Annotated in this window: 19 protein-coding genes; 10 read left to right on the top strand and 9 right to left on the bottom strand. The window is 73.2% G+C overall.

Annotated elements, in window-relative coordinates; all coding sequences use genetic code 11:
- Position 1 precedes the first annotated feature (1 nt).
- The 3 genes from ABZ172_RS03840 to ABZ172_RS03830 are packed head-to-tail and all read right to left on the bottom strand — an operon-like array spanning position 2 to position 3,995.
- Positions 2–1,111: an AMP-binding protein gene (locus ABZ172_RS03840; protein WP_356880217.1), complete on the bottom strand. Its 1,110-nt coding sequence runs from the start codon at positions 1,109–1,111 to the stop codon at positions 2–4.
- A 35-nt stretch (positions 1,112–1,146) separates the two neighbouring features.
- Positions 1,147–2,550 (bottom strand): oxidoreductase, encoded by a 1,404-nt coding sequence (locus tag ABZ172_RS03835; RefSeq protein ID WP_356879871.1) that lies wholly within the window; start codon positions 2,548–2,550, stop codon positions 1,147–1,149.
- The gene (locus ABZ172_RS03830) at positions 2,547–3,995 is read right to left on the bottom strand and encodes a radical SAM protein (RefSeq protein WP_356879869.1); all 1,449 of its coding nucleotides are present in this window, start codon (positions 3,993–3,995) and stop codon (positions 2,547–2,549) included. The genes ABZ172_RS03835 and ABZ172_RS03830 overlap by 4 nt, the downstream gene beginning before the upstream one ends.
- A gap of 428 nt (positions 3,996–4,423) precedes the next feature.
- Between ABZ172_RS03830 and ABZ172_RS03825 the strand changes: the two genes are divergently transcribed.
- Together ABZ172_RS03825 and ABZ172_RS03820 are read left to right on the top strand one after the other, a co-directional pair.
- A complete protein-coding gene (locus ABZ172_RS03825; RefSeq protein WP_356879867.1) occupies positions 4,424–5,206 on the top strand; it encodes a phytanoyl-CoA dioxygenase family protein in 783 nt (260 codons plus the stop codon).
- Positions 5,203–6,087: an enoyl-CoA hydratase/isomerase family protein gene (locus ABZ172_RS03820; RefSeq protein WP_356879865.1), complete on the top strand. Its 885-nt coding sequence runs from the start codon at positions 5,203–5,205 to the stop codon at positions 6,085–6,087. The genes ABZ172_RS03825 and ABZ172_RS03820 overlap by 4 nt, the downstream gene beginning before the upstream one ends.
- Before the next feature lie 72 nt (positions 6,088–6,159).
- On the opposite strand, the gene ABZ172_RS03815 is transcribed toward ABZ172_RS03820, so the two are convergent.
- A complete protein-coding gene (locus ABZ172_RS03815; RefSeq protein ID WP_356879863.1) occupies positions 6,160–6,840 on the bottom strand; it encodes a CoA pyrophosphatase in 681 nt (226 codons plus the stop codon).
- Between the two features lie 144 nt (positions 6,841–6,984).
- Between ABZ172_RS03815 and ABZ172_RS03810 the strand changes: the two genes are divergently transcribed.
- Positions 6,985–8,169 carry a P1 family peptidase gene (locus ABZ172_RS03810; RefSeq protein WP_356879861.1) on the top strand — a complete coding sequence of 395 codons (1,185 nt, stop codon included), beginning with the start codon at positions 6,985–6,987 and terminating at the stop codon, positions 8,167–8,169.
- Here the strand turns inward: ABZ172_RS03810 and ABZ172_RS03805 are convergent.
- Complete coding sequence (locus ABZ172_RS03805) at positions 8,162–9,163, bottom strand: MBL fold metallo-hydrolase (protein WP_356879859.1); 1,002 nt, start codon at positions 9,161–9,163, stop codon at positions 8,162–8,164. The two genes, ABZ172_RS03810 and ABZ172_RS03805, sit on opposite strands and share 8 nt — an antisense overlap.
- Before the next feature lie 283 nt (positions 9,164–9,446).
- On the opposite strand from ABZ172_RS03805, the gene ABZ172_RS03800 reads away from it, so the two are divergent.
- The 4 genes from ABZ172_RS03800 (at position 9,447) to ABZ172_RS03785 (ending at position 16,570) form a co-directional block, all read left to right on the top strand.
- Positions 9,447–10,367, top strand: coding sequence for an arginase family protein (locus ABZ172_RS03800; RefSeq protein ID WP_356879857.1), 921 nt, complete (start codon positions 9,447–9,449; stop codon positions 10,365–10,367).
- Between the two features lie 224 nt (positions 10,368–10,591).
- Positions 10,592–12,847: a serine/threonine-protein kinase gene (locus tag ABZ172_RS03795; RefSeq protein WP_356879855.1), complete on the top strand. Its 2,256-nt coding sequence runs from the start codon at positions 10,592–10,594 to the stop codon at positions 12,845–12,847.
- A gap of 145 nt (positions 12,848–12,992) precedes the next feature.
- Positions 12,993–14,156: a TetR/AcrR family transcriptional regulator gene (locus tag ABZ172_RS03790; RefSeq protein WP_356879853.1), complete on the top strand. Its 1,164-nt coding sequence runs from the start codon at positions 12,993–12,995 to the stop codon at positions 14,154–14,156.
- 452 nt (positions 14,157–14,608) lie between these two features.
- Positions 14,609–16,570: an acyl-CoA dehydrogenase family protein gene (locus ABZ172_RS03785; RefSeq protein WP_356879851.1), complete on the top strand. Its 1,962-nt coding sequence runs from the start codon at positions 14,609–14,611 to the stop codon at positions 16,568–16,570.
- A 101-nt stretch (positions 16,571–16,671) separates the two neighbouring features.
- Here the strand turns inward: ABZ172_RS03785 and ABZ172_RS03780 are convergent, their stop codons facing one another.
- From ABZ172_RS03780 to ABZ172_RS03765, 4 genes are all read right to left on the bottom strand, one after another.
- Positions 16,672–17,553 carry a geranyl diphosphate 2-C-methyltransferase gene (locus ABZ172_RS03780; RefSeq protein ID WP_356879849.1) on the bottom strand — a complete coding sequence of 294 codons (882 nt, stop codon included), beginning with the start codon at positions 17,551–17,553 and terminating at the stop codon, positions 16,672–16,674.
- A 15-nt stretch (positions 17,554–17,568) separates the two neighbouring features.
- Complete coding sequence (locus tag ABZ172_RS03775) at positions 17,569–18,870, bottom strand: family 2 encapsulin nanocompartment cargo protein terpene cyclase (RefSeq protein WP_356879847.1); 1,302 nt, start codon at positions 18,868–18,870, stop codon at positions 17,569–17,571.
- A gap of 104 nt (positions 18,871–18,974) precedes the next feature.
- Positions 18,975–20,387, bottom strand: coding sequence for a family 2B encapsulin nanocompartment shell protein (locus ABZ172_RS03770; RefSeq protein ID WP_356879845.1), 1,413 nt, complete (start codon positions 20,385–20,387; stop codon positions 18,975–18,977).
- Positions 20,388–21,018: 631 nt separating this feature from the next.
- Positions 21,019–21,843 carry a helix-turn-helix transcriptional regulator gene (locus ABZ172_RS03765; RefSeq protein WP_356879843.1) on the bottom strand — a complete coding sequence of 275 codons (825 nt, stop codon included), beginning with the start codon at positions 21,841–21,843 and terminating at the stop codon, positions 21,019–21,021.
- Positions 21,844–22,062: 219 nt separating this feature from the next.
- Here ABZ172_RS03765 and ABZ172_RS03760 point away from each other — a divergent pair, with 219 nt between their 5' ends.
- From ABZ172_RS03760 to ABZ172_RS03750, 3 genes are all read left to right on the top strand, one after another.
- Positions 22,063–22,800 (top strand): SDR family oxidoreductase, encoded by a 738-nt coding sequence (locus tag ABZ172_RS03760; RefSeq protein ID WP_356879841.1) that lies wholly within the window; start codon positions 22,063–22,065, stop codon positions 22,798–22,800.
- Between the two features lie 781 nt (positions 22,801–23,581).
- Positions 23,582–24,127: a diaminobutyrate acetyltransferase gene (gene ectA, locus ABZ172_RS03755; protein WP_356879839.1), complete on the top strand. Its 546-nt coding sequence runs from the start codon at positions 23,582–23,584 to the stop codon at positions 24,125–24,127.
- A partial coding sequence (locus ABZ172_RS03750) for an aminotransferase class III-fold pyridoxal phosphate-dependent enzyme (RefSeq protein ID WP_356879837.1) occupies positions 24,124–24,384 on the top strand: 261 nt, incomplete at its 3' end. The genes ectA and ABZ172_RS03750, both read left to right, overlap by 4 nt.

Here is a 24,384-nt window from a genome sequence, read left to right as displayed (position 1 = left end):
GTCAGTAGACCCCCTCGACGCGTCGTCCTTCGGTGAACTCGGGGCTGTACGGATCGCCCACCCACGGCCACGGATAGCGGTCGGCCGCGACCCCGTAGGGACGGACCCGCCGGGCCCGGTCCCGCTCCCAGAAACCGGGCAGCAGGGCGTCGTCCGTCAGCCGCCAGACCCGCACCCGGCCCTCCTCGCCGTAGGGCACGTCCTCCCCGTGCGCGTCGACGACGTCGAGGGCGATGTGCGGCTGGCACGGCACGTACACCACCCGGTGCTCGTCCTCGGCCTCGAAGGGCTTCTGCCAGCTGATGCCGGTGGTCGAGGTGCCGTACATCCCGACCACCGGCCTGCCGGGGAAGAAGTCCTCGCGCAGCTGGCGGTGCGTCTCGGGATCCAGGGTGGTGCCGGCGTGCACGATGGCCTCCACCCCCGCCAGCGCCTCCGTGCCCAGCCGCTCGGGCAGCATCTCCAGCAGCCGGGAGGTGCAGAACAGGACACCGATCTCCTGGGACCCGGCCACCTCGGCGATCTGCGCCCAGATGTGGTCGACATAGCGGTCGTAGGCGGCGGTCATGCCCTCCTCGCCGAAGATCTTCACGATCCTCGGGTCGAGGTCGATGGAGAAGCACATCCCGCCGCGGCGCTCCGCGAAGGCGACCACCAGCCGGCCCGTCGTGTGCGGACCCATCGGACCGACGAACAGCCAGTTCTTCCCGCGGGGCACGCCGTGCAGGTCCAGGAACTCGTCGGAGTAGGCGAGGATGTCCTCCCAGTAGCGGCGGCCCCAGGTGCCGTGCTTCGCCGGTCCCGTCGTGCCGCCGGTCTGGGCCGCCCACAGCGGCCCGCCCCCGGCGAGCACCGAGGCCGGGACGAAGTTCTCCAGCGGGGTCCTGCGCGCGGCCTCCTCGAAGTGCATCTGGTCCGGCCCGTCGCGCAGCCCGAGCAGGGCGACCGCGTCCGCGAGGCCGTGCACCTTCGCCAGGGCGTCGGTCCCCTGCCGCCGGTCGCGCTCCAGCCAGTACGGCGTGCCCTCCCGCGGGTCGAAGTGCAGGCGGACGAAGCGGCGTACGTCCTCGTCGGTGAGCGGACGGAGCCTCGACTCGCTCGGACTTCGCATCACGGGTCCCTCTCCTCGGTTGCCGTCCGGGCCGGTCACGCGGAGGTGTCCGGCAGTACGGCCTTCTTCTTGAACAGGAAGTCGGCGAGATGGCCCTCGTGCGGGTCGCACGGGTGGTAACCGCGGTCGAACAGCTCGCCGGCGAAGACCTTGTCGACGGCCGGCTCCTCGGCGAGCGCCCGGACCAGCCCCTCGGCCTCACCGACCACGGACACGATCAGGGAACCGGCACAGGCGGCCACCGCCTTCGACCGGGGCACGTGCGCCACGGCCGTGAAGGGGAAGGGGAGTTCCGTGCCGAACAGCGGCGATCCGGGGTCCACCAGCAGGACCGTGGGCCGCAGGAACGCCTGGCCGTCCAGGTCCACCCGCAGGGGCACCCCGGTCGTGGCCGCCGTGACGTCCACCGCGCCCGCCGCCACCTCCCGCTCGATCCGCAGCGCGATCGAGTCCCGCACCGCCCGGTCCGGGAACGCCGGCACCGCCGCCCGGTGATCGTCCAGCGGCAGCACCGGACGGGTCGCGAACTCCCGGGCCAGCGCCTCGGCCGCCTCCTTCGGGTCACCCAGCACGACGAGGGAGCTGATGTTCACGCAGAGCCTGCCGCAGCCGGCGAACGCCTCCCGGGCCAGCCGCTGCCAGGTGTCCTCCGGCACCCGGTCGCCGATCACCGCACGGCTCCGGCCGAAGTGGTACGTCTTCACCTTCCCGGCCGGCAGGTCGGCGGGCACCTCCTCGCCCGGCCACAGCACCTGGTCGGCCAGCCGGCGCAGCGCGGGTGCGTCACCGTGCACCACGGACACGCCGTGCTCCGGCAGCCCGGCGGCGTACAGCGCCTCGGTGAGGAGCACCGGCGTGAAGGGGTCGGCGGCCGCGGTGCTCAGCAGCACCGGACGACGCGTGGCCAGCGCCTGGAGCCACTCGATGTTGATGGTCGGGAAGTTCCCCGGCTGGCGCACCAGCACCGAGCGGCCCGCCGGACGCCAGCTCCACCCCAGACCGCTGCCGCCGGTCCGGTAGGCCGCGACCGTCCCGTCGGGCGACTGCGCGGCCAGGATCTCCTCCATGTGCGCGAGGTCCTGGGCCGCGGTGCGCAGCCCGCGGGCGGCACGCCGCCGCGGCAGGCCGCTCACCGCGGACAGCGCCCGCAGCCACCCGTCCAGATCACCGTCGTCCAGCCGGGTGGTGACCCGGTCCGCGGCCCGGCCCAGCAGGCCGAACCAGGCCGCGTCGTCCATCCCGCGCATCAGACGGGCCGCCCGCCCGGCCTCCTCCGCCATGCGGAACTGCGTGAGGCGTCCGGCGGAGCCCAGCCGGGCCACCGGCCGGCCCGCACCGTCGTGGACGAGGTCCGGGCGGTGCGACATGACCGCCCGCGAGCCGTCGTACGCCGGGACGTCCAGGAGCTCCGTGCCCAGGGCCGCCGTCGGCGCAGTCACTGGACCTCCGGAACCAGCGCGGCCGGTTCCTTCGTCTGCGGTGCGCCGCCGTCGAGCAGACCGAGCCGGGTCTGGACGGTGCTCAGGTCGGCCAGGTACGCGATGCGCTTGTACTTGCCGTCGCGACGCGTCGGCGTCATGTCGTCGTACAGCTTCCACAGTTCGTCGATGGACGCGGCCTTGCTGGAGGTCACCGGGATGTGGCCGGTGAAGCAGTCGCTGTCGTCGGTCTCCAGGGTGAAGTCGACCCGCTTGGCCATGTCCTTCTCCACCTCGTGGTGGAAGGGCACGAAGAAGCAGGGCGAGACGATGTCGTGCCGGTTGTCGCCGAGCCGCGACTGCAGCCAGGTGATGGTCGAGCGCATCGCCTCGTCGGTCTCGCCCGGGATGCCCAGGATCAGGGTGGCCTGTACACCGATCCCGACCTTGCTCAGCGAGGCGATCGCGCGCTCGGTCACGTCGACCTTGACCGGCCGGCCGAGCCGCTTGAGCAGCGACCAGTCCAGGGTCTCGACGCCGACCAGCAGCCGGAAGCAGCCGGAGTCGCGCAGCATGCGTGCCATGTCGTCGTCGATGAGGTCCGGGCGGGCCTTGGCCTCCCACTCGAACTTGCCCTGCAGACCGGACTTCTCGATGCTCCGGCACAGCTCCTGCATGCGCGGGACGTCCTCGACGAAGTCGTCGTCCTCGATGCGGATCCGGTCGAACCCGTGGACCTCGACCAGCTCGCGGATCTCCTCGATCACCCGTTCCGCGCTGTGCCGCCGCTGACCGACCCCCCACTGGTGCTTGGAGTAGCAGTAGGCGCAGGCGTACGAGCAGCCGCGGCTGGTGACGAGGTTGCCGGAACGGCCCCGGGAGATCTGGTTGTACAGCTGCATGTCCGCCAGGTCGCGGGCCGGCTTGGGCAGCTTGTCCAGACGCATCACCTGCGGCGCGGCCGGCGTCTCGACCACGGTGCCGTCGTCGTCGCGGAAGACGATGCCGCGGACCTTGCGCAGGTTCTTGCGGCCGTTGTTCCCGAACTCGTGGACCAGGTGGGAGAAGGTGACCTCGCCCTCGCCCTTGACCACGACGTCCGCGGAGCCGTCCTCGACGAGCTGGCGGGCCAGCGGAGTGGCACCCACGCCGCCGTAGACGACCAGCGCGTTCGGGTGGTGGCGGCGGCTCTCGGCACCCAGCTTGATGCCGTTCTTCAGGCTGGAGGTGAGGACCTGGATGCCGACGATGTCCGGGCTGTGGCCGCGCAGGAACTCGTTCGGCGTGGCCAGCGGCCTCTGCAGGACGAACAACTGGTCGTCGATGAAGCGGACGTCGGTGCCCTTGGTGTCGTGGAAGGTGCCTTCCCGCAGGGTCGCCGCCAGCGAGAGCAGCCCCAGTTGCGGTGCGGAGATCGACTCCCCGGAGTACGACGACCGGCGAGCGTTCACGAGTAGAACCTGCATGCGTGTCTGGCCTCCTGCGCGTGGACAGTCCCCGGGCACCGACCGACTGCCCGCCCAGCCTGTGCACCCGGCTCCGTGGGTGGCGAACGTGGTGGTGCCGTGCCTGCCCGCCCTGGAAGAGGCGGGAGCGGTTCCAACGGCCTGCGTCGACGGGGTCCTGTGGGGCGTGCAAGCCGCATTACAGGGGACAACGCACGTCACAGCGGCGTCCAATGCCATTCGCGGGTCACCGGCGCCCGCCCGCGGCATGAGTGGCCCCGGCCCGCGCCGGTGATGCCCCGGGCGCATCACCGCGATGCCGTCTCGGCCTATGGGCCGGGGGACGGCCCTGTGGCAGCATCGCTGCGGAGCCCGGCCGCGACGGTCCCCGGGCCGGCCCGACCCCGCCGCACGACGACTGCCCGGCGCCTCCCTTCCCGAGGAGTGTCATGACCGCTTCCCCCTGGCCCGCCGGCGCGGTGGAGCCCACGACCACGACGGACCCGGCGGCAGCCGCCGAACGCGAGGTCTTCCGACGCGACGGAGTGGTCCGCTGGGACCACGTGCTGACACCCGGCCAGGTGACCGACCTCCGGGGGAGCGTGGAGCGGGCCTTCTTCGACGGAGACCGGCCGGCCGAGGGCGTCCGCGACCTGTCGGAGCGGAGGGGCAGGCCCCTGGACCTGGCCCTGCTGCAGAAGGTGAACCTGTGGCAGTCGGAGCCGGCCTGCGAGATCCAGGTCCGCCGCTCCGACCTCTACCGGCGGGTCGAGAACCTGCTCGGCGGACCGGTGCGGCTGTTCCGCGACCACTCCTTCTACAAGCAGGCCGGCAAGGGCGACCGCAGCCGTCTCGTCCTGCACCAGGACAACCGCTACTGGCACCTCACCCCGCCCGAGGCGGTGACCGTCTGGATGGCCCTGGACGACGCCACGACGGAGAACGGCTGCGTCCACTACGTCCTCGGCAGCCACCGCCTCGGCCGGGTGGAGCACACCCGCCCCGAGGAGGGCGCCGTCCTCGTCGAGGCGCGCAGCGAGCAGGAACCCGTCGCCTACCCGGTGCCCGCGGGCGGCGCGCTGGTCCACCACGCCAACACCCTCCACGGCTCCGGGCCCAACCTCACCGACGGCCCCCGCCGCGCCTACGCCCTGGTCTTCGTCCGGGCGGACGTGACGGTGCGCGGCGAGGCCATGACCGGCTTCCCCCTCGCGGCGGACCTCGCGGAATGACGGCAACGGAACCGGCGTACGAGACGATCCTGCTGGACCGGGCCGACGGGATCGCCTGGGTCACCCTCAACCGGCCCGAGCGGCTCAACGCGACCACCGAGCAGATGCACCACGAGCTGCTGGACGCCTTCGCCCGGGTCGCCGAGGACGGCTCCAGCCGGGTGCTCGTCCTCACGGGCGCCGGCGACCGGGCCTTCTGCATCGGCAGTGAACTCGGCTTCCTCACCGAGGTCCTGGACGGCGAGGAGGCCGACTCCGACCTGTTCGCCGCCTACCTGGAGCGTCTGAACCGGGTCGTCTTCGCGCTGGAGCGCCTGCCCGTGCCGACGATCGCCATGGTGCAGGCCAGGGCTCGGGCCAGCGGCTTCGAGATGGTGGTGGCCTGCGACTTCGTGCTGGTCGCAGAGGAGGCCGCGATCGGCGACGTGCACACGCCGTACGGTCACATGCCGGGCGCCGGCGCCACCCACCGCACCGTCCGGAAGATGGGCCTGCAGCCCGCGATGGAACTGCTGATGACCGGCCGGTGGCTGTCGGCCGCCGAGGCCGTCGACAAGGGGCTGGCACTGCGCGCGGTGCCGCGCGACCGGCTCCGCGAGGAGACCACCGGATTCGCCCGCACCCTGGCCGACGTCCCGGGCGACTGCCTGCGGCATCTGAAGGCGGCGGTGATGGGCGGTCTCGGCCGCACCGTCGAGGAGGCCGTCGAACGCGAGACGGCCGAGTACCTGGCGCTGCTGCGCTCGTCCACGGGCCCGGTCGACGGCTTCCGGGCCGGCCAGCGCGAACGGGCACGGCGCCGGTCGGAAGCCGTGCCCGACGCGGAGGCCGCACCGGGCACGGGGGACGCACCCGACGCGGAGGCCGTACCCGGCAGTTGAGGCCGCACCCGGTGGGGGAGCGGAACTCGGCGCGGGGCCGGCACCCGGCGCGCAGGCCGCGGCCCCCGCGGTTCAGCGGGGTCGGCCCCCTCCGTAGCGGCGCCGGGCGTCGGCCAGGTCCTCGATCCGGCCGGTGTCCCAGGGCCGTTCCCGGCCGCCGAGCCGCAGCAGCCAGGCGGTGAGGGAGCCGGTGAACCCCCAGACGAACAGGTCCCCGGCCAGGAACCCGGGGCTCAGATGCCCGTCGGGCAGCCGGACGAACAGCCGCGCCCCGGGAGCGGCGAGCTCCGCCAGGGGCACCCGGTGCACGGACACGATCTCGTCGCCGTCCCCGGCGATCCGGCTGCCCGCCCCCCACCAGCCGAGCACCGGGACGACCGAGAAACCGCTGCTGGCGAGGTACAGCGGGGCCAGCGCACCCATGATGCGGACACCCGACGGGTCCAGCCCGGACTCCTCGCAGGTCTCCCGCAGCGCGGTGCGCTCGGGTCCGCCGTCACCGGGCACGGCGGACCCGCCGGGGAAGCACACCTGGTCCGGGTGGTCCCGCAGGCCCCCCGAACGCCGCAGCAGGAGCAGGTCCGTGCCCCGGTCCCCGGTCCCCAGGAGCACCAGCACGGCGGAGACCCGGGCCCCGGCGGGTGCCGGACCCGCGTACCGCGCCAGTTCCGGCGGGAGGGTCCGGCCCGCCCCCGCACCGGTCAGCCAGGGCGGCACACCGGTGCCCGGTCGGTCCGTCCTGTCGTCAGCCACGGACATCGAGCCTAGGCAACAACCGGCCCGGACGGAGAGATTCCGTGACAGAACGCGCCCGGGCACGGCGAACCCGGGGGATCATGGGGCAGGACGGCGGCGCGATGCGGCACCGCCGGTGGAGGCGAGAGCGGGGAGCTTGGGATGAGTGGGACGCGGACATCCGGACCGGCACCGCGCACCGGACCGCGGAACGCGCTGACGGACGTGCCCGGACTCCGGGTCGGGCACGCCGCGCGCACCGGTGACGGCTGGCTGACCGGGGTCACCGCGGTCCTCGCCCCGGACGGAGGGATGGCCGCGGCGGTCGACGTCCGCGGCGGCGGTCCGGGGACCCGGGAGACCGACGCCCTGGATCCGCGCAACCTGGTGGCGCGCATCGACGCGGTGGTGCTGACCGGCGGCAGCGCCTTCGGCCTCGACGCCGCGTCCGGAGCGGCGGCCTGGCTGGAGGAGCGCGGCCGGGGCTTCCGGGTGGGAGCCGGCCCCGCCCAGGTGGTGCCGGTCGTCCCCGCCGCCGCACTGTTCGACCTGGGACGGGGCGGTCTCTGGACGGCCAGGCCGGGGGCGGAGCTCGGCCGGGAGGCCCTGGAGGCGGCCGCCGCCGCGGAGGAGGGCGGACCGGTCCGACAGGGCATCGCGGGGGCCGGCACCGGCGCGGTGGCCGGTGGCATGAAGGGCGGCGTCGGCACGGCGAGCATCGTCCTGCCGTCCGGCGCTACCGTCGCGGCCCTGGTCGCGGTCAACGCCTCCGGCTCGCTCCTGGACCCGTCCACCGGTGCGCTGTACGGCGCCTGGACGGGCGTGGGCGACGAGTTCAGGGCCCACGGGCTGCGCCACCCGCTGCCGGATGCGGCGCTGCACGCGCGGGCACAGGAACGGCTGGCCGCCGCACGCGAGGAGAGCAGGCGGCGGCAGACCGACGAGGTGCGGCAGCTGAACACCACCCTGGCCGTGGTGGCGACGGACGCCGCCCTCACCCGCGCGCAGGCACAGAAACTGGCGGGCACCGGGCACGACGGCCTGGCCCGCGCGATCCGCCCGGTCCACCTGCTGACCGACGGCGACACCGTCTTCGCGCTGTCGACCGGCCGGCTGCCCCTGACCGGCGCCGGCGAGGGCGAGGCCGAGGCCGAGGACCGCACCGGCTGGCGTGCCCACACCGAGGTGGCCGCGGTCAACGAGATCCTCGCGGCCGGAGCCGACGTGCTCTCCCGGGCCGTGGTGCACGCGGCGCTGGCCGCCCGGACCACCGACACCCCCGGCGGACTCTTCCCCTCCTACCTGGACCTGTACGGCTCCCCGGCGGACGGCGGCCCCCTCAGCTGAGGGCGGCGTTCAGGTCCACGCTCTCCAGATGACGCGGGGCCAGGACACGTGAGCCGGGAGCGGCCGCCGCCAGCTCGCGCACCGGAGCCGTGGAGACGGCGTCCGCCAGGGGGCCCGGCGGACCCGTCAGCGGCGTGACCATGTCGTCGTGGTGACAGGGGATCAGCAGCGGCGGGTGCCCGGCGGCCGCGAGCAGCCGCTCCGGGTAGCGGTGCACCGCGGCCGTCGTGGTCATCGGCACCGCCGCCACGTCCGGCCGGATCCCGGCGATCTCCCGCTCGGCGACGTCGGACGCCCCCATGAGCAGGACCGACGGCCCGCCGTCGACGGACACCAGATAGGCGAGCGTGGTCCCCTCGACGAAGTCGCCCAGCACCGAGGGCCGGGGCGGCGGGACCGGCCGATGACCGGGGGCGAAGTAGCCGTAGTCGGGGCGCCGGCTGTGCAGGCTGCGGAAGACCTCGACCGTGTACCCGTCGAAGCCGAGCTTGTCCCCGCCCGCGACCGGGACGGTGTCCGCGAGCCGCCACGGCGGCGTGCCCATGGCCGCCAGCAGGCTGGACACCGTCACGTCGCACAGCACCCGGATGCGCGACCCCCGCCAGGCCGGCCGCGCCAGGAGCTGCGGGACGTCCGCCATGTGGTCGAAGTGGCCGTGGCTCACCAGGACCAGCTCGGGGGCGCCGGTGAGGTGCCGCGCCGCGATCTCCTCGACCGCGGCGCGGTCCGGACGGAACGGAACGCCGTGCTCCGCGACACCTTGCGCGTTCGTGAAGGGCATCCGGCTCAGATACGGGTCGAACAGGATGCTGCGCCTGCCGTCCCCCTGCCCGATGACGATCTCCCACCCGCTGACGCCCAGCCAGCGCAGCCGGACGCCGACGGAGAACGGGCCCCGCCGGAGGCCGGCGGGCGGGTGCGCGGTCGGACCCGCCCCGGTGACGGTGCCCGGCGCCGTCCACGCGTCCCCGAGAGCGGTACGCCTCTCCGTCATCGTCGTCCCCACACCGTCGGCCACCAGGAGTAGCCGGAACACTACCTTCCGCTACCGGGTGGACCGGTCCCCGGACGGCACCGGCGTGCGTGTCGCCGGGGCGGACGGGCGCGCTCCCGGGGAGGGCGCGGGCCGGTCCCACCCGTATGACCTGCGGCCGGTGCCGGCACCGGCCCGTGGGAGGGAGAGAGCGGGGAGAGACGGGCCGGGCACAGTGACCGGAGGTCGGCCGTCCGCAGCGGCCCCGCCCCCGTTCACCGATCCCTGGAGGGACCTTCCGACCGTGGAGCGCATCGCCTCGCCCGTGCGTTCCCGCGCCCGGCCCCCCACCTTCATGCGACTGCCGCTCGACCGGGACCCGACGGCCCGCGACCTCGTGGTCCTCGGCGTGCCGTACGACGAGTCGGGCCGATGTCCGGGCACCCGCCTCGGACCGGACGCCGTACGCTCCGTGTCCGCCCTCGCGCACGTCCCCGGAGCCGACCGCGGCCCGGGCACCTTCGACCTCGTGGACTGCGTGGACGGCGGCGACGTCGACCTGACGCCCCCGGACCCGGACACGGACACGGGCCGCGGCCCCGGCGGCGTACCCGAGACGCTGTACAGACGCCTGTCCCACCTGCTCACCGGCAACGCCACCGTGCTGCTGCTCGGCGGTGGCAGATCGCTGACCGTGGCCGCGCTGCGCGCGGTGGCCGAGCGGCACGGACCGGTCGCCCTCCTCCACCTGGCCGCCGACCCGGCGGAGGACCACCCCGAGGACGAGGTCCGCTGCCGTGCGGTCCAGGAGCACCTGGTCGACCCGTCCGCGGTGGTCCGGATCGGACTGCGCGGCGGGGGTGCCCCGGACCGCGCCGGGGGAGCGGCGACGCTGGACGTCGGACGGTTCGGCCGGCTCGGCGTCCGGGGCGCCGCCGGGGTCGTCCGGCACCGTATAGGCCGTCGCCCCGTCTACGTGTCGGTGGCCGTCGACGTCGCCGACCCGGCCTTCGCCCCCGGCACCGGCACCCGGGTGCCCGGCGGGCTCACCTCGCGCGAGATCCTCGGCGTGCTGCGCTGCGTCGGTGACCTGTGCCCGGTCGGGTTCGAGGTGACGGGGGTGTCGCCGCCCCAGGACCGGTCCGGGATCACCGCCGCGCTCGCCGCCGAGATCGCGGGCGAACTGATCCACGAGTACGCACGGGCGCAGCGCATCCCGATGTGAACCGGAGGCGGGCCGCAGCCCCTCGCCGGACGCGTCCCGCCACCCCGCCCGGCCCGCCGGAGCCCGTTCCCCCCCCGGCGGCACCCCCTGCGGCGGGGTCCCCGGAACCGGAGGTTTTCGTCCCCCGCTTTACTCCGGCGCACCGTGCTGCGGTTAGTTTGTGTGCAGGACAGGTACGCAGGCCCGTGCCGGCAGGGCGCACGGGGGACGGGAGGGCGGGACGCGTGTCGCTGCGCGGGAGCGATCCAGCCGAGATCGGCGGTTATCCGCTCGAGGCCCGGCTCGGCTCGGGTGGCATGGGCACGGTCTTCCTGGCCCGCACGAGTTCGGGGCGGCCCGTCGCGATCAAGCTCATCCACCAGCAGTTCGCGGCGGACGAGGAGTTCCGCATCCGCTTCCGGCAGGAGGTCGCGGCGGCGAGACGGGTGAGCGGCGCGTTCACCGCCGCCGTGGTCGACGCCGCGCCGGAGGCCGAGCAGCCGTGGATGGCGACGACCTACATCGAGGGGCGGACGCTCGCCCAGCGCATCGCCGAACAGGGCCCGCTGGACGGGGCGGAGCTGAGAAGGCTCGCCATCGGCCTGGCGGAGGCACTGCGCGACATCCACCGGGTGGGCGTCGTCCACCGTGACCTGAAGCCCTCGAACGTCGTGCTCTCGCCCGAGGGCCCCCGCGTCATCGACTTCGGCATCTCCCGCGCCGCGGACCAGCAGACGCTGACGATGACCGGCCGGGTCATCGGCACACCGCCCTTCATGTCCCCCGAGCAGCTGCAGGCGCCGCGCGGCGTGGGGCCGCGGTCCGACGTGTTCTCGCTGGGGACGCTGCTGGTCTACGCGGCGACGGGTCACGGGCCGTTCGACGCGGACAGCCCCTACCTGACCGCCTACCAGGTGGTCCACGAGGAGCCGTCGCTCGGTGTCGTGCCGGCGGCGCTCCGCGCGGTCGTCGAGCCCTGCCTGGAGAAGGAGCCCGAGGGCCGGCCCTCGGCGGACGAGCTCCTCGTGGTGCTGCGGGACCTGCCGGAGGACCTCGGCGGTGCCGAACCGCACCGCACCGGCACCGGCCGCACCCGCGACATGCTCACCCAGCACCACCTGGACACCCCGCCGCCGGCGGCCCCGCCCGTCCCCGAGGACGGTCCCGCGACGGGGAGCACCGGGAGCATCGGGAGCACCGGCACCTCCGTCGGCCGTCGGCTGCGCGGCCGGTGGCGGCCCGTGCTGGCCGCCGCGGTCACCGTCGCGGTGATCGGCGGGGGAGCCGCGGTGCTCCGGGCGGGCGACTCCGGGAGCGGCGACGACGCGGCCGACCGGGGCGGCGCCGTCGTGGCGCCGGGTGCCGCGCTGCCGGCCGGCTTCGCGCCGTGGCTGAAGACCGTCCCGGGCGGCCGTCCGGACATCCCCGACGAGCTGCGCTGCGCCGCCCGTGGTGACGCCCTGTTCTGCGGGGGCGGCAGCGTCGTCGCGGCCCGCATCGACGCCCGGGACGGCTCGCGGGTGTGGACGGCGAAGAGCCCGGGCGTCCCCGTCCAGGGCATGCACCTGGTGGGCGTCACCGAGGACACGGTGATCGGCTACCGCTTCGCCGCCGAGGACGCCCCGCAGGATCCGTCCCGGGAGGTGGTGGCCCTCGACGCGAAGAGCGGCGAGGAGCTGTGGTCCGTGCCGTCCGGTGCCCAGTCGACGGCCGTCACCGGCCGCAGCCAGGACGCCCTCGTGGCCGGCTCCGCCGTCGTCACCGTCGACGCGTCCAACTCCCGCTTCGAGGCCCGGGACGCGCACAGCGGTGAGGTCTCCTGGCGGAGGCCGTTCCCCGCGGGGACACAGTGCGCCCCGGTCCCGGCCGGCCGGGACCTCCTGGCGATGTGCGCGACAAACGTCGAGGTGGACTCCCTGAAGGCGGGCCGCCCCACCCTGCGCACGGTCGACCGGGCCACGGGAGCCCTGGGCAGGCCCTTCACGGTCGAGGGCCCCGCCGTGGTGGTGGGCGCCGACGACGCCGGGCCCGTCCTCCTCCAGGAGCACTGGGAGGGGGCGGCGCTGACCGGCTACGACGGGATCGCCCGGGTCGACACCGCCGCGCGCGAGGTCACGTACTCCCGGCTGGCCAGAACGTACGCGGGGACGCCCGGCATGGCGGACGGCACCGTCTACCTGAGCGGGCAGACCGGTCGCGTCGCGGCGCTCGACCCCGCGACCGGCCGCGAGAAGTGGAGCCGGCAGACCGGGGTGGAGGGTGCCTCCGGCCCCGCGACGGGAGCCGGCGCGCTGTACTTCAGCTCCGCCACCGGCCGGGTCGTGGCGCTGTCGCCGCGCGACGGCACGCGTCTGTGGACGACGGACCCGCGGGCCGAGGGCCTGACGGGGGAGAACGGCGCGAGCCCGCGCGTGACCCTCGCCGGGCGGGTGGTGGTCGTCACCGCCGCGGACAACACCGTCTTCACCTTCGACGTCCGCGAACCGCCGGAGCCGGACTGATCCGGGCGGTCACGGGCACCGGTGACACGGCCCCCGGCAGGGGGGAGCCGGGGCCCCGCCGAGGGGTCCACGGGGCCAGGAGCCCCCGGTCCGCGTGTGGTTGACTGATCCGCATGGCCCCGTCCCCGCACCCGCCCGTTCGGCTGTGACCGCCGATCCGACCGCGGCCACCCGGCCCCGCAACCGCAAGCAGCTCATCGTCGAGGCGGCCGGTCGGGTCTTCAGCGAGCGCGGCTACCACCAGGCCTCCATGGAGAGGATCGCCGCCGCCGTGGGGATCACCGCGGCGGCCCTCTACCGGCACTTCCCCAACAAGTACGCCCTGTTCGCCGCGTGCGCGGACCTCATGGCGGACCGGCTCGTCGCCGCGGTCGACGAGGTCCCGGCCGGGGCGGGGCCCGCACAGCTGCTCACCGCCGTCACCCGGGTCACCGTCGCGCACCGCGCGTCGGGCGGCGTGTACCGCTGGGAGGCCCGGTACCTCCACCACGACGACCGCCGGCAGCTGAAGGCCAAGTTCGGACACGTCGTCCGGCGGGTGGACGAGGCGGTGCAGCACGCGCACCCGCTGTCCGACGGGCGCCTGCGGGCCGTGGCGGCCCTCGGGGCCGTCGGCTCGATCACCATGCACCACACCTCGATCGCCCAGCGCCGGGCCGAGGAACTGCTGCTGGCCTCCGCGCTGCGGGTGGCCGGGACGGACCCCGCCGCGGGCCGGGGCGGGGCCCGCGCCGTCGAGGCCGCCACCCGGCCGGTACCGCGCACACGGCGCGCTGAGATCCTCGCGGCGGCCGTCCCGCTCTTCGCCCGGGACGGCTTCGCCAGCGTCACGAACGGTCAGATCGCGGAGGCGGTGGGACTCACCCCTTCGGCGCTCTACCGCCACTACGCCGGCAAGGTCGACATCCTGGCGGCGGCATGCCTCCACGCGGCGGAGCTGCTGGCCCGGGAGGTCGACCGGAGCCTCCACGAGGTCTCCGGCCCGCACGACGCCGTCGCCGCCCTGGCGGCGGCCCACGTGGCGTACTGCTTCGAGTACACCGCCCTGAACAGCGTCGCCGAGGCCGAGCTCCTCGGACTGCCGGCCGACCTGCGGCGGCCCCTGGTCCTCGCCCAGCGCGAGCACATCGCCGTGTGGGAACAGCAGGTGCGGCTGGCCCGTCCGGAGCTGGACCCCCGTCAGGCCCGGGTGCTCGTGCACGCGGGATTCGGGGTGGCGGTCGAGGCCGGCCGCCGGCTGCGCTGGCGGGACGGGCCCGGCCGGCGCGACGCCGTGACCGCGCTGGTCCTGGGGGCCCTGGGCCTCTGAACGGCTCCGCCCCCGGCCGCCCGCCGGCCGGGCGGACGGCGGTACCGGGCCCGGGGGCGGCTCCTGCGCGGGACCGGGCCGGTGGCTCAGGCGGCCGGCCGGTTCCCGGTCGAATGTTCGCCTGTCGAGATTGTGCATTAACTTACCTGCTTCCCTGCTCGACCTGACGGCGTCATGCGCCTTCACCTGTCTGCTGACTGTTCTCTCGTCCTGCGTCGCGCCCTGCTGAGTCATGTGATTCGTGATTAACATAGCGACGTGGGTCGGCCTCGGCAATGGTCATGTCAAGCGTGAGGGCGTCCGATCGTCCGGCCCCGTCCCCCTGACCCTCCCCGGCCCCTGTCCCTCCCCGGCCCTGCCCCCGTCCCGGCGGGCCGTGCCGCGCGCGCCCGCACGGTCCCGGCAGTCCGGGCCGACCGCTTGACCGCCCCCGGGCGGGGTAGCGAAGTCGTATGGCCACTGACAAGACACCCGCAGCCGTGAGCGGGTACGTACAGCCCGAGGTCGACGTCCCGGCGCTGACCGAGGTGCTCGACGGCGACCACGCCGCGATCCGCGACCTCGTCCGGACCAACCTGGTGACGCACGCCTCTGTGCTGGAGGAGGCGGACGAACTCGGCGTCGACGCGTTCCGCGAGCGGGTCCGGGAACTCGTGGTCGAGATGGCCGCGACCGGGCAGACCGGCATGGGCTTCCCGGTCGAGTACGGCGGTGGCGGCGACATCGGAGCCTCGATCGCCGCGTTCGAGACCCTGGCCTTCGGCGACCTGTCCGTCCTGGTGAAGGTCGGCGTGCAGTTCGGGCTCTTCGGCGGTGCGATCCTGCATCTGGGAACCGCACGCCACCACGACGCCTATCTGCCCGACCTCGTCACCGGGAAGCTGATGGGCTGCTTCGCGATGACCGAGACCGGGCACGGCTCGAACGTCCAGGCGCTCGGCACCCGCGCGACGTACGACGCCGACGCCCGGGAGTTCGTCATCACCACCGACGGCGACCAGGCGCGCAAGGACTACATCGGCAACGCGGCCCGCCACGGCGATTTGGCGGTCGTCTTCGCCCAGCTGGAGGTGGCCGGCCGGTCCGAGGGCGTGCACGCGTTCGTCGTGCCGATCCGGACCGGCGGCGCGGTCGCCCCCTCCGTCCATATCGAGGACGACGGCCGCAAGATGGGCCTCAACGGCGTCGACAACGGCCGGATCCGGTTCGACGGGGTCCGGGTGCCGCGCGAGGCCCTGCTCAACCGGTTCGCCGACGTCACCCCCGAAGGCGTCTACGAGAGCCCGATCGAGAACCCCGACCGGCGCTTCTTCACCATGCTGGGCACCCTGGTCCAGGGCCGGGTCAGCGTCGGCGGAGCCGGGGTCAACGCGGCCAAGGTCGCCCTGGCGATCGCCGTGAAGTACGCCGCACGGCGACGGCAGTTCGAGGCGTCCCCGGAAGCGCCGGAACAGCTGCTCCTCGACTACGGCCTGCACCAGCGCCGCCTGCTGCCGCTCCTCGCGCGGACGTACGCCCTGCACTTCGCCCAGGACGTGGTGCGCACCCACCTGCACGAGGTCTTCTCCGGCATCGAGGACGACCCGTACGCGCGGCGCCGGCTGGAGTCACGGGCCGCCGGGACCAAGGCGCTCGCCACCTGGCACGCCACCCGCGTCGTCCAGGAGTGCCGCGAGGCGTGCGGCGGTGCCGGCTACCTCGCCGTCAACCGGTTCGCCGCCCTCAAGAGCGACAGCGACATCTTCACCACCTTCGAGGGGGACAACCACGTCCTGCTGCAGCTCGTCGCCAAGGGGCTGCTCACCCACTACGCGAGCGAGTTCGAGGACCTGGACCAGCTCGGCATGGTCCGCCACGTCACCGGCCTCGCCGTGGAGACGGTCATCGAGAAGACCTCGGCGCACAAACTCCTCGAACGGGTACGCGACCTGCTGCCCGGTGACGACGCGTGGGACCAGGAGGCCGGCCTGCTCGACTCCGCCTACCAGCTCGCCATGCTCCGCCACCGCGAGGAGCACATGCTCGCCGGGGTCGCCCGGCGGCTCAAGCGCGGGATCGACCAGAAGCGCGATCCGGGGGCCGTCTTCTCCCAGGTGCAGGACCACGTCATCGCGGTGGCCCACGCGCATGTCGAACGACTGGTGCTGGAGGCGTTCGTCGACCGGGTGCGCGCACTGCCCGAGGGTGGCAACCGTGTCGCACTGGGCCTGCTGTGCGACCTGTTCGCGCTGTCGACGATCGAGGCGGACCGGGCCTGGTTCATGGAACACGGCCGGCTGACCGTCCAGCGCTCCAAGGCGATCAGCCGTGAGGTGAACGACCTCTGCCGCAAGGTCCGCCCGCTGGCCGTCGACCTCGTCGACGCCTGGGGCGTCCCGCCCGAGATGCTGCGCGCACCCGACCTGGTCGGCTGACCTCCGGGCGCGGGCACCCCCGCGAGGGGCGGTGCCCGCACCCCGGAGCCCGGCCGGCGGGGAGGGCCCCCGCCAGGCGGGCCCTCCCCGTCCGTGGTGGGTCAGACGCGGTCCGCCGCGATCAGGAGGTACTGGAAGGACCCGTCCTTGTACGAGTTGATGAACGCCTCCTCGATCCCCGTCACCAGCGAGGACGTGGCCCGCAGCTCCCAGTAGGGGAGCGTGTCGGGAGTCAGGTCGACGACCGCCTGCGGCACGAGACGGTTGTCGGCCATGGCGCGCAGGTACTCCCGGCGCGAGTGGATGTTGCACTCGAAGTGGGCGTTGATCTGCGACACCCACTTCGAGGGCTGGCCGTAACGCGGGTTCCAGCAGCCGGTGATGGTCACGTAGCGGCCACCGACCTCCAGGACCCGGGAGTGCTCGGCGAAGAGGTCGTCCAGGTCGACGTACATGCTCGACTCGTTGTTCCACGAGGCCGCGGCCGAGCCCGTCTCGAAGGGCGTCGAGAGCATGTTGCAGACACGGGCGCGGACATGGTCCTGGAAGCCCAGCTCACGGGCGCGTCCGTTGGCGAAGTCGGCCTGCTTGGCCGACAGCGTGACCCCCTCGACCGTGCAGCCGAAACGCTGGTGGGCCATCACCATCGAACCGCCGCGCCCGCAGCCGGCGTCGACCAGGGTGTCGTCGCCCTTGATGTCGCCGAGGTGGCTCAGGAGGTAGTCGGCCTGCGCCGACTCCAGCCGGTGCAGCTCGGAGATCAGCTTCTTCTCGGCCGTGCCGTCCTCGGGACCGCCCAGAGCGGCGTGGTCGACCTCACCGATGCCGTAGTGGTGGTGGTAGAGGCCGTCGACATCGCCGAGACGCAGGTTCACGGGCCTGGCCTCACCGTCCCAGTAGCGGGCGATGTCCCCCTGGTAGGGGGTCGCCGGGCGGGGGATCCGCACGGTGGCGGCGGTGGGGGCGAGCTCGGTGTTGGTCACAGATGAATCCGTTCTTTACCAGAAATCGGGCAGGCTGTAGCGGTAGGTGTTGGACTGGTGCCAGTGGTGGTTGCCGTCGACCCATGCGGCGACGCCGCGCAGGAAGCGGTGCACCACGGGTGCCGGGCAGGCCTCGGCCAGGGCCGCGGCCTCGCGCTCGAAGGCGTGCATGAGGTCGTTGTGGACCTCGACCGACTTCAGATAGGCGTCCCGGTCGGAGAGGCCCTCACGTTTGGCGATCACCACGGGCAGGTTCAGGTGGTGGCCGGGAGCGTCGAGCTCCTTGGTGTAGGAGTACAGGTCGTTGACGATGGTCGTCGCGTTCCCCGCGAGTGCGATGACCTTCTGCATGGCCGGCCGGGCGTGCAGGTCCGCGGGCAGTTCGTACCCGCCGACGGTGTCGGTGATGGTCGGGCAGGGGCGGAAGTTGTTGAACTGGCGCATCGCCAGGTACTCCCACACCTCCGGTACCCGGTCCAGCTGGGCCCAGGCCGCCTCGGCGAGGTACCCCATGTGCAGCCGGGCCATGTCGTGCCGCAGCCGGTCCGCCTGGGAGTCGCCGGCGGCTCGGACGAAGTACTCCATGGCGGAGCGGTAGGCCCGCCGGGGCGCGTCCGCGTGGAGGGACTTCGCCCACCCCGGGGCGTACTCCTCGGTCGTGTACAGCGGGTCGAGGGCCGTGTGCGCCAGCAGAAGCCTTTCGCCCAGGCCGACGGGCGAGCCGCCGTGGTCCTCGCAGTAGCAGTCGTCCACCGCGTTCTCGGCCACCATCAGGCGGGTGGCGAGCATGAGGTGGTCGACGGTCGGCGCGTCCGGATGGCAGCCGACCATGTAGCGGCCCACCGAGAAGCCGTCGAACTCCTCCTCCCAGTCGTCGGGATACAGCGAGACCTCGTCCAGGGCCCAGGCCTTGATCCTCCGGCTGACCTCCTCGACCCGCACCGGGTCGGGCTCGGGCACCGGATGGTGGTAGAGGCCCGGCACCGGCGTGCCCTCCGCCACCGCGGCCGGAGGGGGCGACGGCGGCTCCGGCTCGGAGCGCGGCGACAGGCGCAGGCCCGTCGTCCCCAGGCCGCTCGGACCGCGCAGGATCCGCTCCAGCCCGGCGCTCCGGGCCTGCGTCTCGGCCTGCGGGGAGGCGGGGCGGGCCGGTCCGGACACGGAGGGCACCGGCGGGGCGGCCGGGACCGGCGCGGCGACGCTCCCGGCCCCGGCGGTGGACGCGTGCGCCGCGGCGGAGGCGAGCAGGTGCGCCCCGAGGCGGGACGCGGCCTCCGGCAGGCCCGACCGGGGCAACGGCAGCTCAGGTACGGACATCCAAGGCTCCTTGGTGAGGGTGAGCGGTGTCCCGGACCCCTCCGGGCGGGAGGGGACGCGCCGGGGCTCGGGGCCGCGACCGGACCTTCCGGGGAGGGGACCCGTCACCTGGGCCAGCGGGCGATCTGCACGTTCTCCATCACACCGACCGCGTCCGGCACGAGGATCGCGGCCGAGTAGTAGGTGGTGACGAGGTAGGAGGTGATGGCCTTCTCGTCGAGGCCCATGAAGCGGACCGACAGGCCCGGTTCGTACTCGTCGGGCAGCCCCGTCTGGTGCAGGCCGATGACACCCTGGTTCTCCTCGCCGGTACGCATGGCGAGGATGGAGCTGGTCTTCTCCTTGGTGACCGGGATCTTGTTGCAGGGAAGGATCGGGACCCCGCGCCAGGCCGGGACCTGCTGACCGCCGAGGTCGGCGTGGTCCGGATAGATGCCGCGCGCGTTGAACTCGCGGCCGATCGCCGCGATCGTCCGGGGGTGCGCCAGGAAGAACTTGGTACCGCGGCGCCGGCACAGCAGCTCGTCCATGTCGTCCGGCGTCGGCGGACCGGAGTGGGTCTGGATCCGCTGCTTGAAGTCGGCGTTGTGGAGCAGGCCGAACTCCCGGTTGTTGATCAGCTCGTGCTCCTGGCGCTCACGCAGCGCCTCGATGGTGAGCCTGAGCTGCTCCTCGGTCTGGTTCATCGGCCCGTTGTAGAGGTCCGCGACCCGGGTGTGGATCCGCAGAATGGTCTGGGCGACCGAGAGTTCGTACTCCCGCGGCTTCAGCTCGTAGTCGACGAACGCGCCGGGCAGCTCCTGCTCACCGACGTGGCCGGCGGACATGGCGATCTCCGCCTCACCGCGGTGGTTCTGCCGCCGCTGGGAGAGCGAGGAGAACGCGTCGAGGTGGGCGCGCAGGCCAGCCGCCGTGGACGCCACGGCGGCGAAGTCCGCCCGCGACAGGGTGAGCAGGGTGCCCGGCGTCTCGGCGGTGGCGGTCGTCTCCCAGCGGGCGTCCTCGTCGAGGAGCGCGTGCTCCCCGAACCGGTCCCCGTCGGCCAGTACGTCCAGGACGACTTCGTCGCCGTAGCCACCGACGGAGGTCTGGCCGACACGGCCGTGGGCGATCAGATGGAGCTTGTCCGCGGGTGCCCCGCGCTCGACCAGCGTCTCGCCGGCGCGGAAGTCGCGTTGCACGCACCGGTCGGCGACGGCGGTCAGGACCTCCAGGTCGTCGAAGCCCCGCAGCAGGGCCAGTTCACCCAGCTCACGCGGGATCACACGGACATCGGCACCGTCCTGGACGAACTCCACGGTGCCGTCGCCGACGGTGTAGCTCAGACGACGGTTCACCCGGTAGGCCCCGCCCTTGGTCTCCACCCAGGGGAGCATCTTCAGCAGCCAGCGGGAGGAGATCTCCTGCATCTGCGGGGCGGACTTGGCCGTGTGGGCGAGGTTGCGGGCGGCAGCGGTGCCCAGGCTGGACTGCCGCGGCAGCTCCAGTCGTACGTCCGGGTTCGAGTCGACAGTCATCGACAGGCTCTCCTTGGTCAGGTCGGTGGCGCCCGTATGAGGACGCCATCGGGCAGAAGGAGGGAAAAGTGGTAAGCGGACGGGAATCCGTCCAGATCGAGGGGAACACTAATCGCCGCTCCGCCCACCGGACCAAGGGAAGCCGCCGACGTTAACTCGATACGATGATCGTGTCCGCGCGATGTTTGTCCGGGCGCCGAACAGATCAAGCCGTGACCGGCGGTCGTATGACCCGAGGCTGCGGCTCCGGGTGCGCGACACCTGCGGGCGACGGGTCGCGTCGCGGAGCTCCGGAAGCCGCCGGTACCAAGGGCGGGGCGAGCCGGCCGGGCCCCGGCGGCGACCGCCGGCCGGCCTCTTCCCCCGGACGGGCGAGGACCGGTCGCCCGCACGACGGCGGATTCGGGACAGGGCACGAGGGGAGACGTCGGGCGGTCGCGATACTGCGGCACGCTCGGATCGCCCGGAGCCGGCGGAGCGGTGACCGGCTGCAGCTCGGCATGGATGAGCGGCTGGGGCCCACGTGCCCCCGCGTGGAGACGGTCCCTGTGTCAGCAGTTGCCCGGTACGCGCGCCCGCCGGCCCTCCGTCGCCGTGCCGTGAGCGCCGGCACCGCCGCCGGCCCCCACTCTCACGCGCCGGTCACCGCCACGCCCTCGTCGGGGAGTTCGCTGCTGTCGACATACACGACCAGTGTCTGCTCCGGCTGTTCGGCCAGGTGGAAAGCGGTGTACGTGTAATCGGTCGTTCCCCGTCGCGGATGGCGTAGCCGTTTGCGACCGCTGTGCCGGGCCTGCACCTCGTACTGCGGCCACCAGTCCCGCATCTCCGGGCTGTCCTCGTGCAGGTCCTCGATCAGCCGGGTGTACCGCGGGTCGTCGGGATGGCGTGCCGCCAGCGTCCGAAGCCGGCCGAGCAGGCCGCGTGCTTCGGGTTCCCAGTCGACCAGAACGTCCCGGGCCACCGGTTCGAGAAACACCCAGCGGACGAAGTTGGCGGGCCGGCCCGCCTCGGTGACGAGCCTCGGGAACAACTCTTCGGCTGCCTGGTTGTGACTGAGGACGTCGTAGGTGCCGCCGATGATGTACGCCGGGTTCGGCTGGAGCAACAGGGGAACGGCCCCCGCCCCGGCCGTCAGCGGCTCGTCTTCGCCGGCCTCGGCCGCAGGCGCGTGACCCGCGAGCTGGAGAAGATGACGGCGCTCGTGCCGGTCCAGTCGCAGTGCCGCGGCGAGGGCGTTGAGCACCTGCTCGGAGACCCCGATGTCCCGCCCCTGCTCCAGGTACGTGTACCAGGTGGCGCTGATCCCGGCCAGGAGCGCCAGTTCCTCTCGGCGGAGTCCCGGAGTCCGGCGGCGGCCGGTGCGCGGCAGGCCCACGTCGTCCGGGGTCAGGCGCTCTCTCCGGCTGCGCAGGAACGCACTCAGCTGACGGCGTCGGTCCGACTGCGTGGGCATGACGGGTGGTACCTCCGGTTCCAGGACAAACACGCTCTGGATACCAGGCTAAGACCGACGAAGACTGGTGTGCGAGCACGGGCCGCGGCACTGCCGGCGGCCTCACACGGTCTCACCGGCTCCGGTCGTCACGTGCGCAACGGTTTCCCCCTTCGCTCCTCCAGGGCCCGCTGCCGCTCGGCGCTCCGGGCCCGGAGCCGAAGAGGGAGAGGGCTACGCATGTCCGGAATCGATGGCAAAGTGGTGGCGATCACGGGAGCCGGCAGTGGCATCGGCGAGGCGACCGCGCTGCTGCTCGCCGAACGCGGCGCACGGCTCGTCCTCGGCGCACGCCGGTCCGACCGCCTGGCGGAGTTGGTGACCCGTATCGAGGAGGCGGGCGGCACAGCCGTACAGATCCGCACCGACGTGACCCGGCGGGACGACCTTCGGGCACTGGTCGCGACGGCCGGTGACTGCTTCGGCCGACTCGACGTACTCGTCAGCAATGCAGGAGTCGGCACCATCTCGCCTCTCGATGATCTGCGCGTCGAGGAGTGGGACCACATGGTCGACGTCAACGTGAAGGGCGTGCTGCACGGGATCGGCGCCGCGCTGCCGGTCTTCCGGGCGCAGGGAACCGGCCACTTCGTCACCGTCGCTTCCACGGCCGCGCTTCGCATCGTGCCGACCATGGCCGTCTATGCCGGTACCAAGGTCGCGGTCCGGGCCATCTGCGAAGGACTGCGCCAGGAAGCCGGCGGGTCCCTGCGGGTGACCACCGTCTCACCCGGTGCGATCGCGACCGACTTCGCCGAGGCATCGACCAACAGCCAGGTCAGAGCAGAGATCACGAAGATGCGGGACGACATCGCGATCCCGCCCGACGCGATCGCCCGGGCCATCGCTTTCGCGATCGAACAGCCTGACGCGGTCGACGTGAACGACATCGTCGTCCGGCCCACCGCGCAGAGCTGACCTCCCTCGCCCTTCCGGTGCGGCGCCCGTCCCCGCGGGGCTGTCCCACGGCTCTCATGGAGCTGTGCGAGACCTCACCCACGACGAGGACGCCTCCCGGATCCGCAGCGGCACAGCACCTCGCCCCATGGCCACCCTGTGCCACCGTGCCGCCGGCCCGCTGCGCCGGGCCGGCGGGCGCGACATCGCCGCCGCAACCGTTCACTACCGGTCGCGCCCTCGCATTCCTCGACGTCACGTCACTTCCCGAGAGCGTATGGCCCTGGGTGCCTGCCGGACTGTCGCAAGCCGTATGTGGCCATCGGGTGAAAGGGGGCAGGAATTCGGTGTTTCAATTCTTTGCCGAAATCACCCGACCGGAGTCGGTCACCCGCGGAGATGGTTACCGCTCCCGGTGGGAGTTCCGGTCGCCACGACCGGCGGGCGGTCCCGGTCGTACCGGTCACGGAGGGCGAAAGGCGTCGGGCCTTGGGTGGTCGGTCCACCTGCGTGGCGCGAGAAATGCGGCCCCCTCGCGCCGACGGCCGGTATGCGTGGTGCAGTTCTCCTGTGGCCGGGGAAGAGCCGCTCGTCTAGCATGAATCGGGGCAGTTCCCCGATGTCCGGAGGCGAGGGCGCCGACCGGACGGTCACCATCTTTTCGCCCCGCATTCCGAAGCGTCAGGCGCGTCATTCCGATCGGTTCACGACGTGCTGAATGCGTGGGCGACCCGAAGAGCTTCACATGCCGTTCGCGGGACCGTGCGTCCTGGGTGCGGCGGTGAGACGGAGGTGCGGACCGATGGAGCGGATGACGGAGCCCACGATCGAGGACGGGGCCTCGGTCTGGCGCATCGCGCGCGACTCCCGTGTGCTCGACGTGAATTCCTCCTACAGCTATCTGCTGTGGTGCCGCGACTTCGCGGCGACCTCCGTGGTCGCCCGCGACGGCGGAGACGGCGTCGTCGGCTTCGCGACGGGCTACCTCCGTCCCGACCGCCCCGGCACCCTCGTCATCTGGCAGATCGCCGTGGACGGGCGCCGGCGGGGTCGCGGGCTGGCCGGGGCCATGCTGGACCACCTCACCGCCCGGCTGGGCGCGCGCGGTGCGCTCCGGCGACTGGAGACGACGATCAGCGCCGGCAACGACGCGTCGCACCGGCTGTTCCTCTCCTTCGCCGCGCGGAACGCGGCATCGGTGGAGCGTGAGCCGCTGTTCCCCGCAGAGCTCTTCCCGGACGCACACGAGTCCGAACACCTGTACCGGATCGGGCCGCTGGCCCGGCCGGCCGCACCGTCGGCCGAGCTCCGGTCCCCGGAGGCCCGCCGCACGAGGAGCGTGTCATGACGACGAACACCCCGTCCGCCCTGAGTGTCTTCGAGAGTCTTGAGTCGGAAGTGCGCAGCTACTGCCGCGGCTGGCCGACGGTCTTCGACCGTGCGCGGGGTGCCCGCCTCACGGACGAGGACGGACACGAGTACCTGGACTTCTTCGCCGGTGCCGGTTCGCTGAACTACGGGCACAACAACCCGGTGCTGAAACGTGCGTTGATCGACTACATCGAGCGTGACGGGATCACGCACGGTCTGGACATGGCGACGACG

Origin of the sequence: Streptomyces sp. NPDC006296, from assembly GCF_040613235.1 — a bacterium.
Classification (GTDB): domain Bacteria; phylum Actinomycetota; class Actinomycetes; order Streptomycetales; family Streptomycetaceae; genus Streptomyces.
The sequence above is the reverse complement of the archived record's forward strand: the minus strand, read 5'-3'. Positions and strand labels throughout refer to the sequence as shown.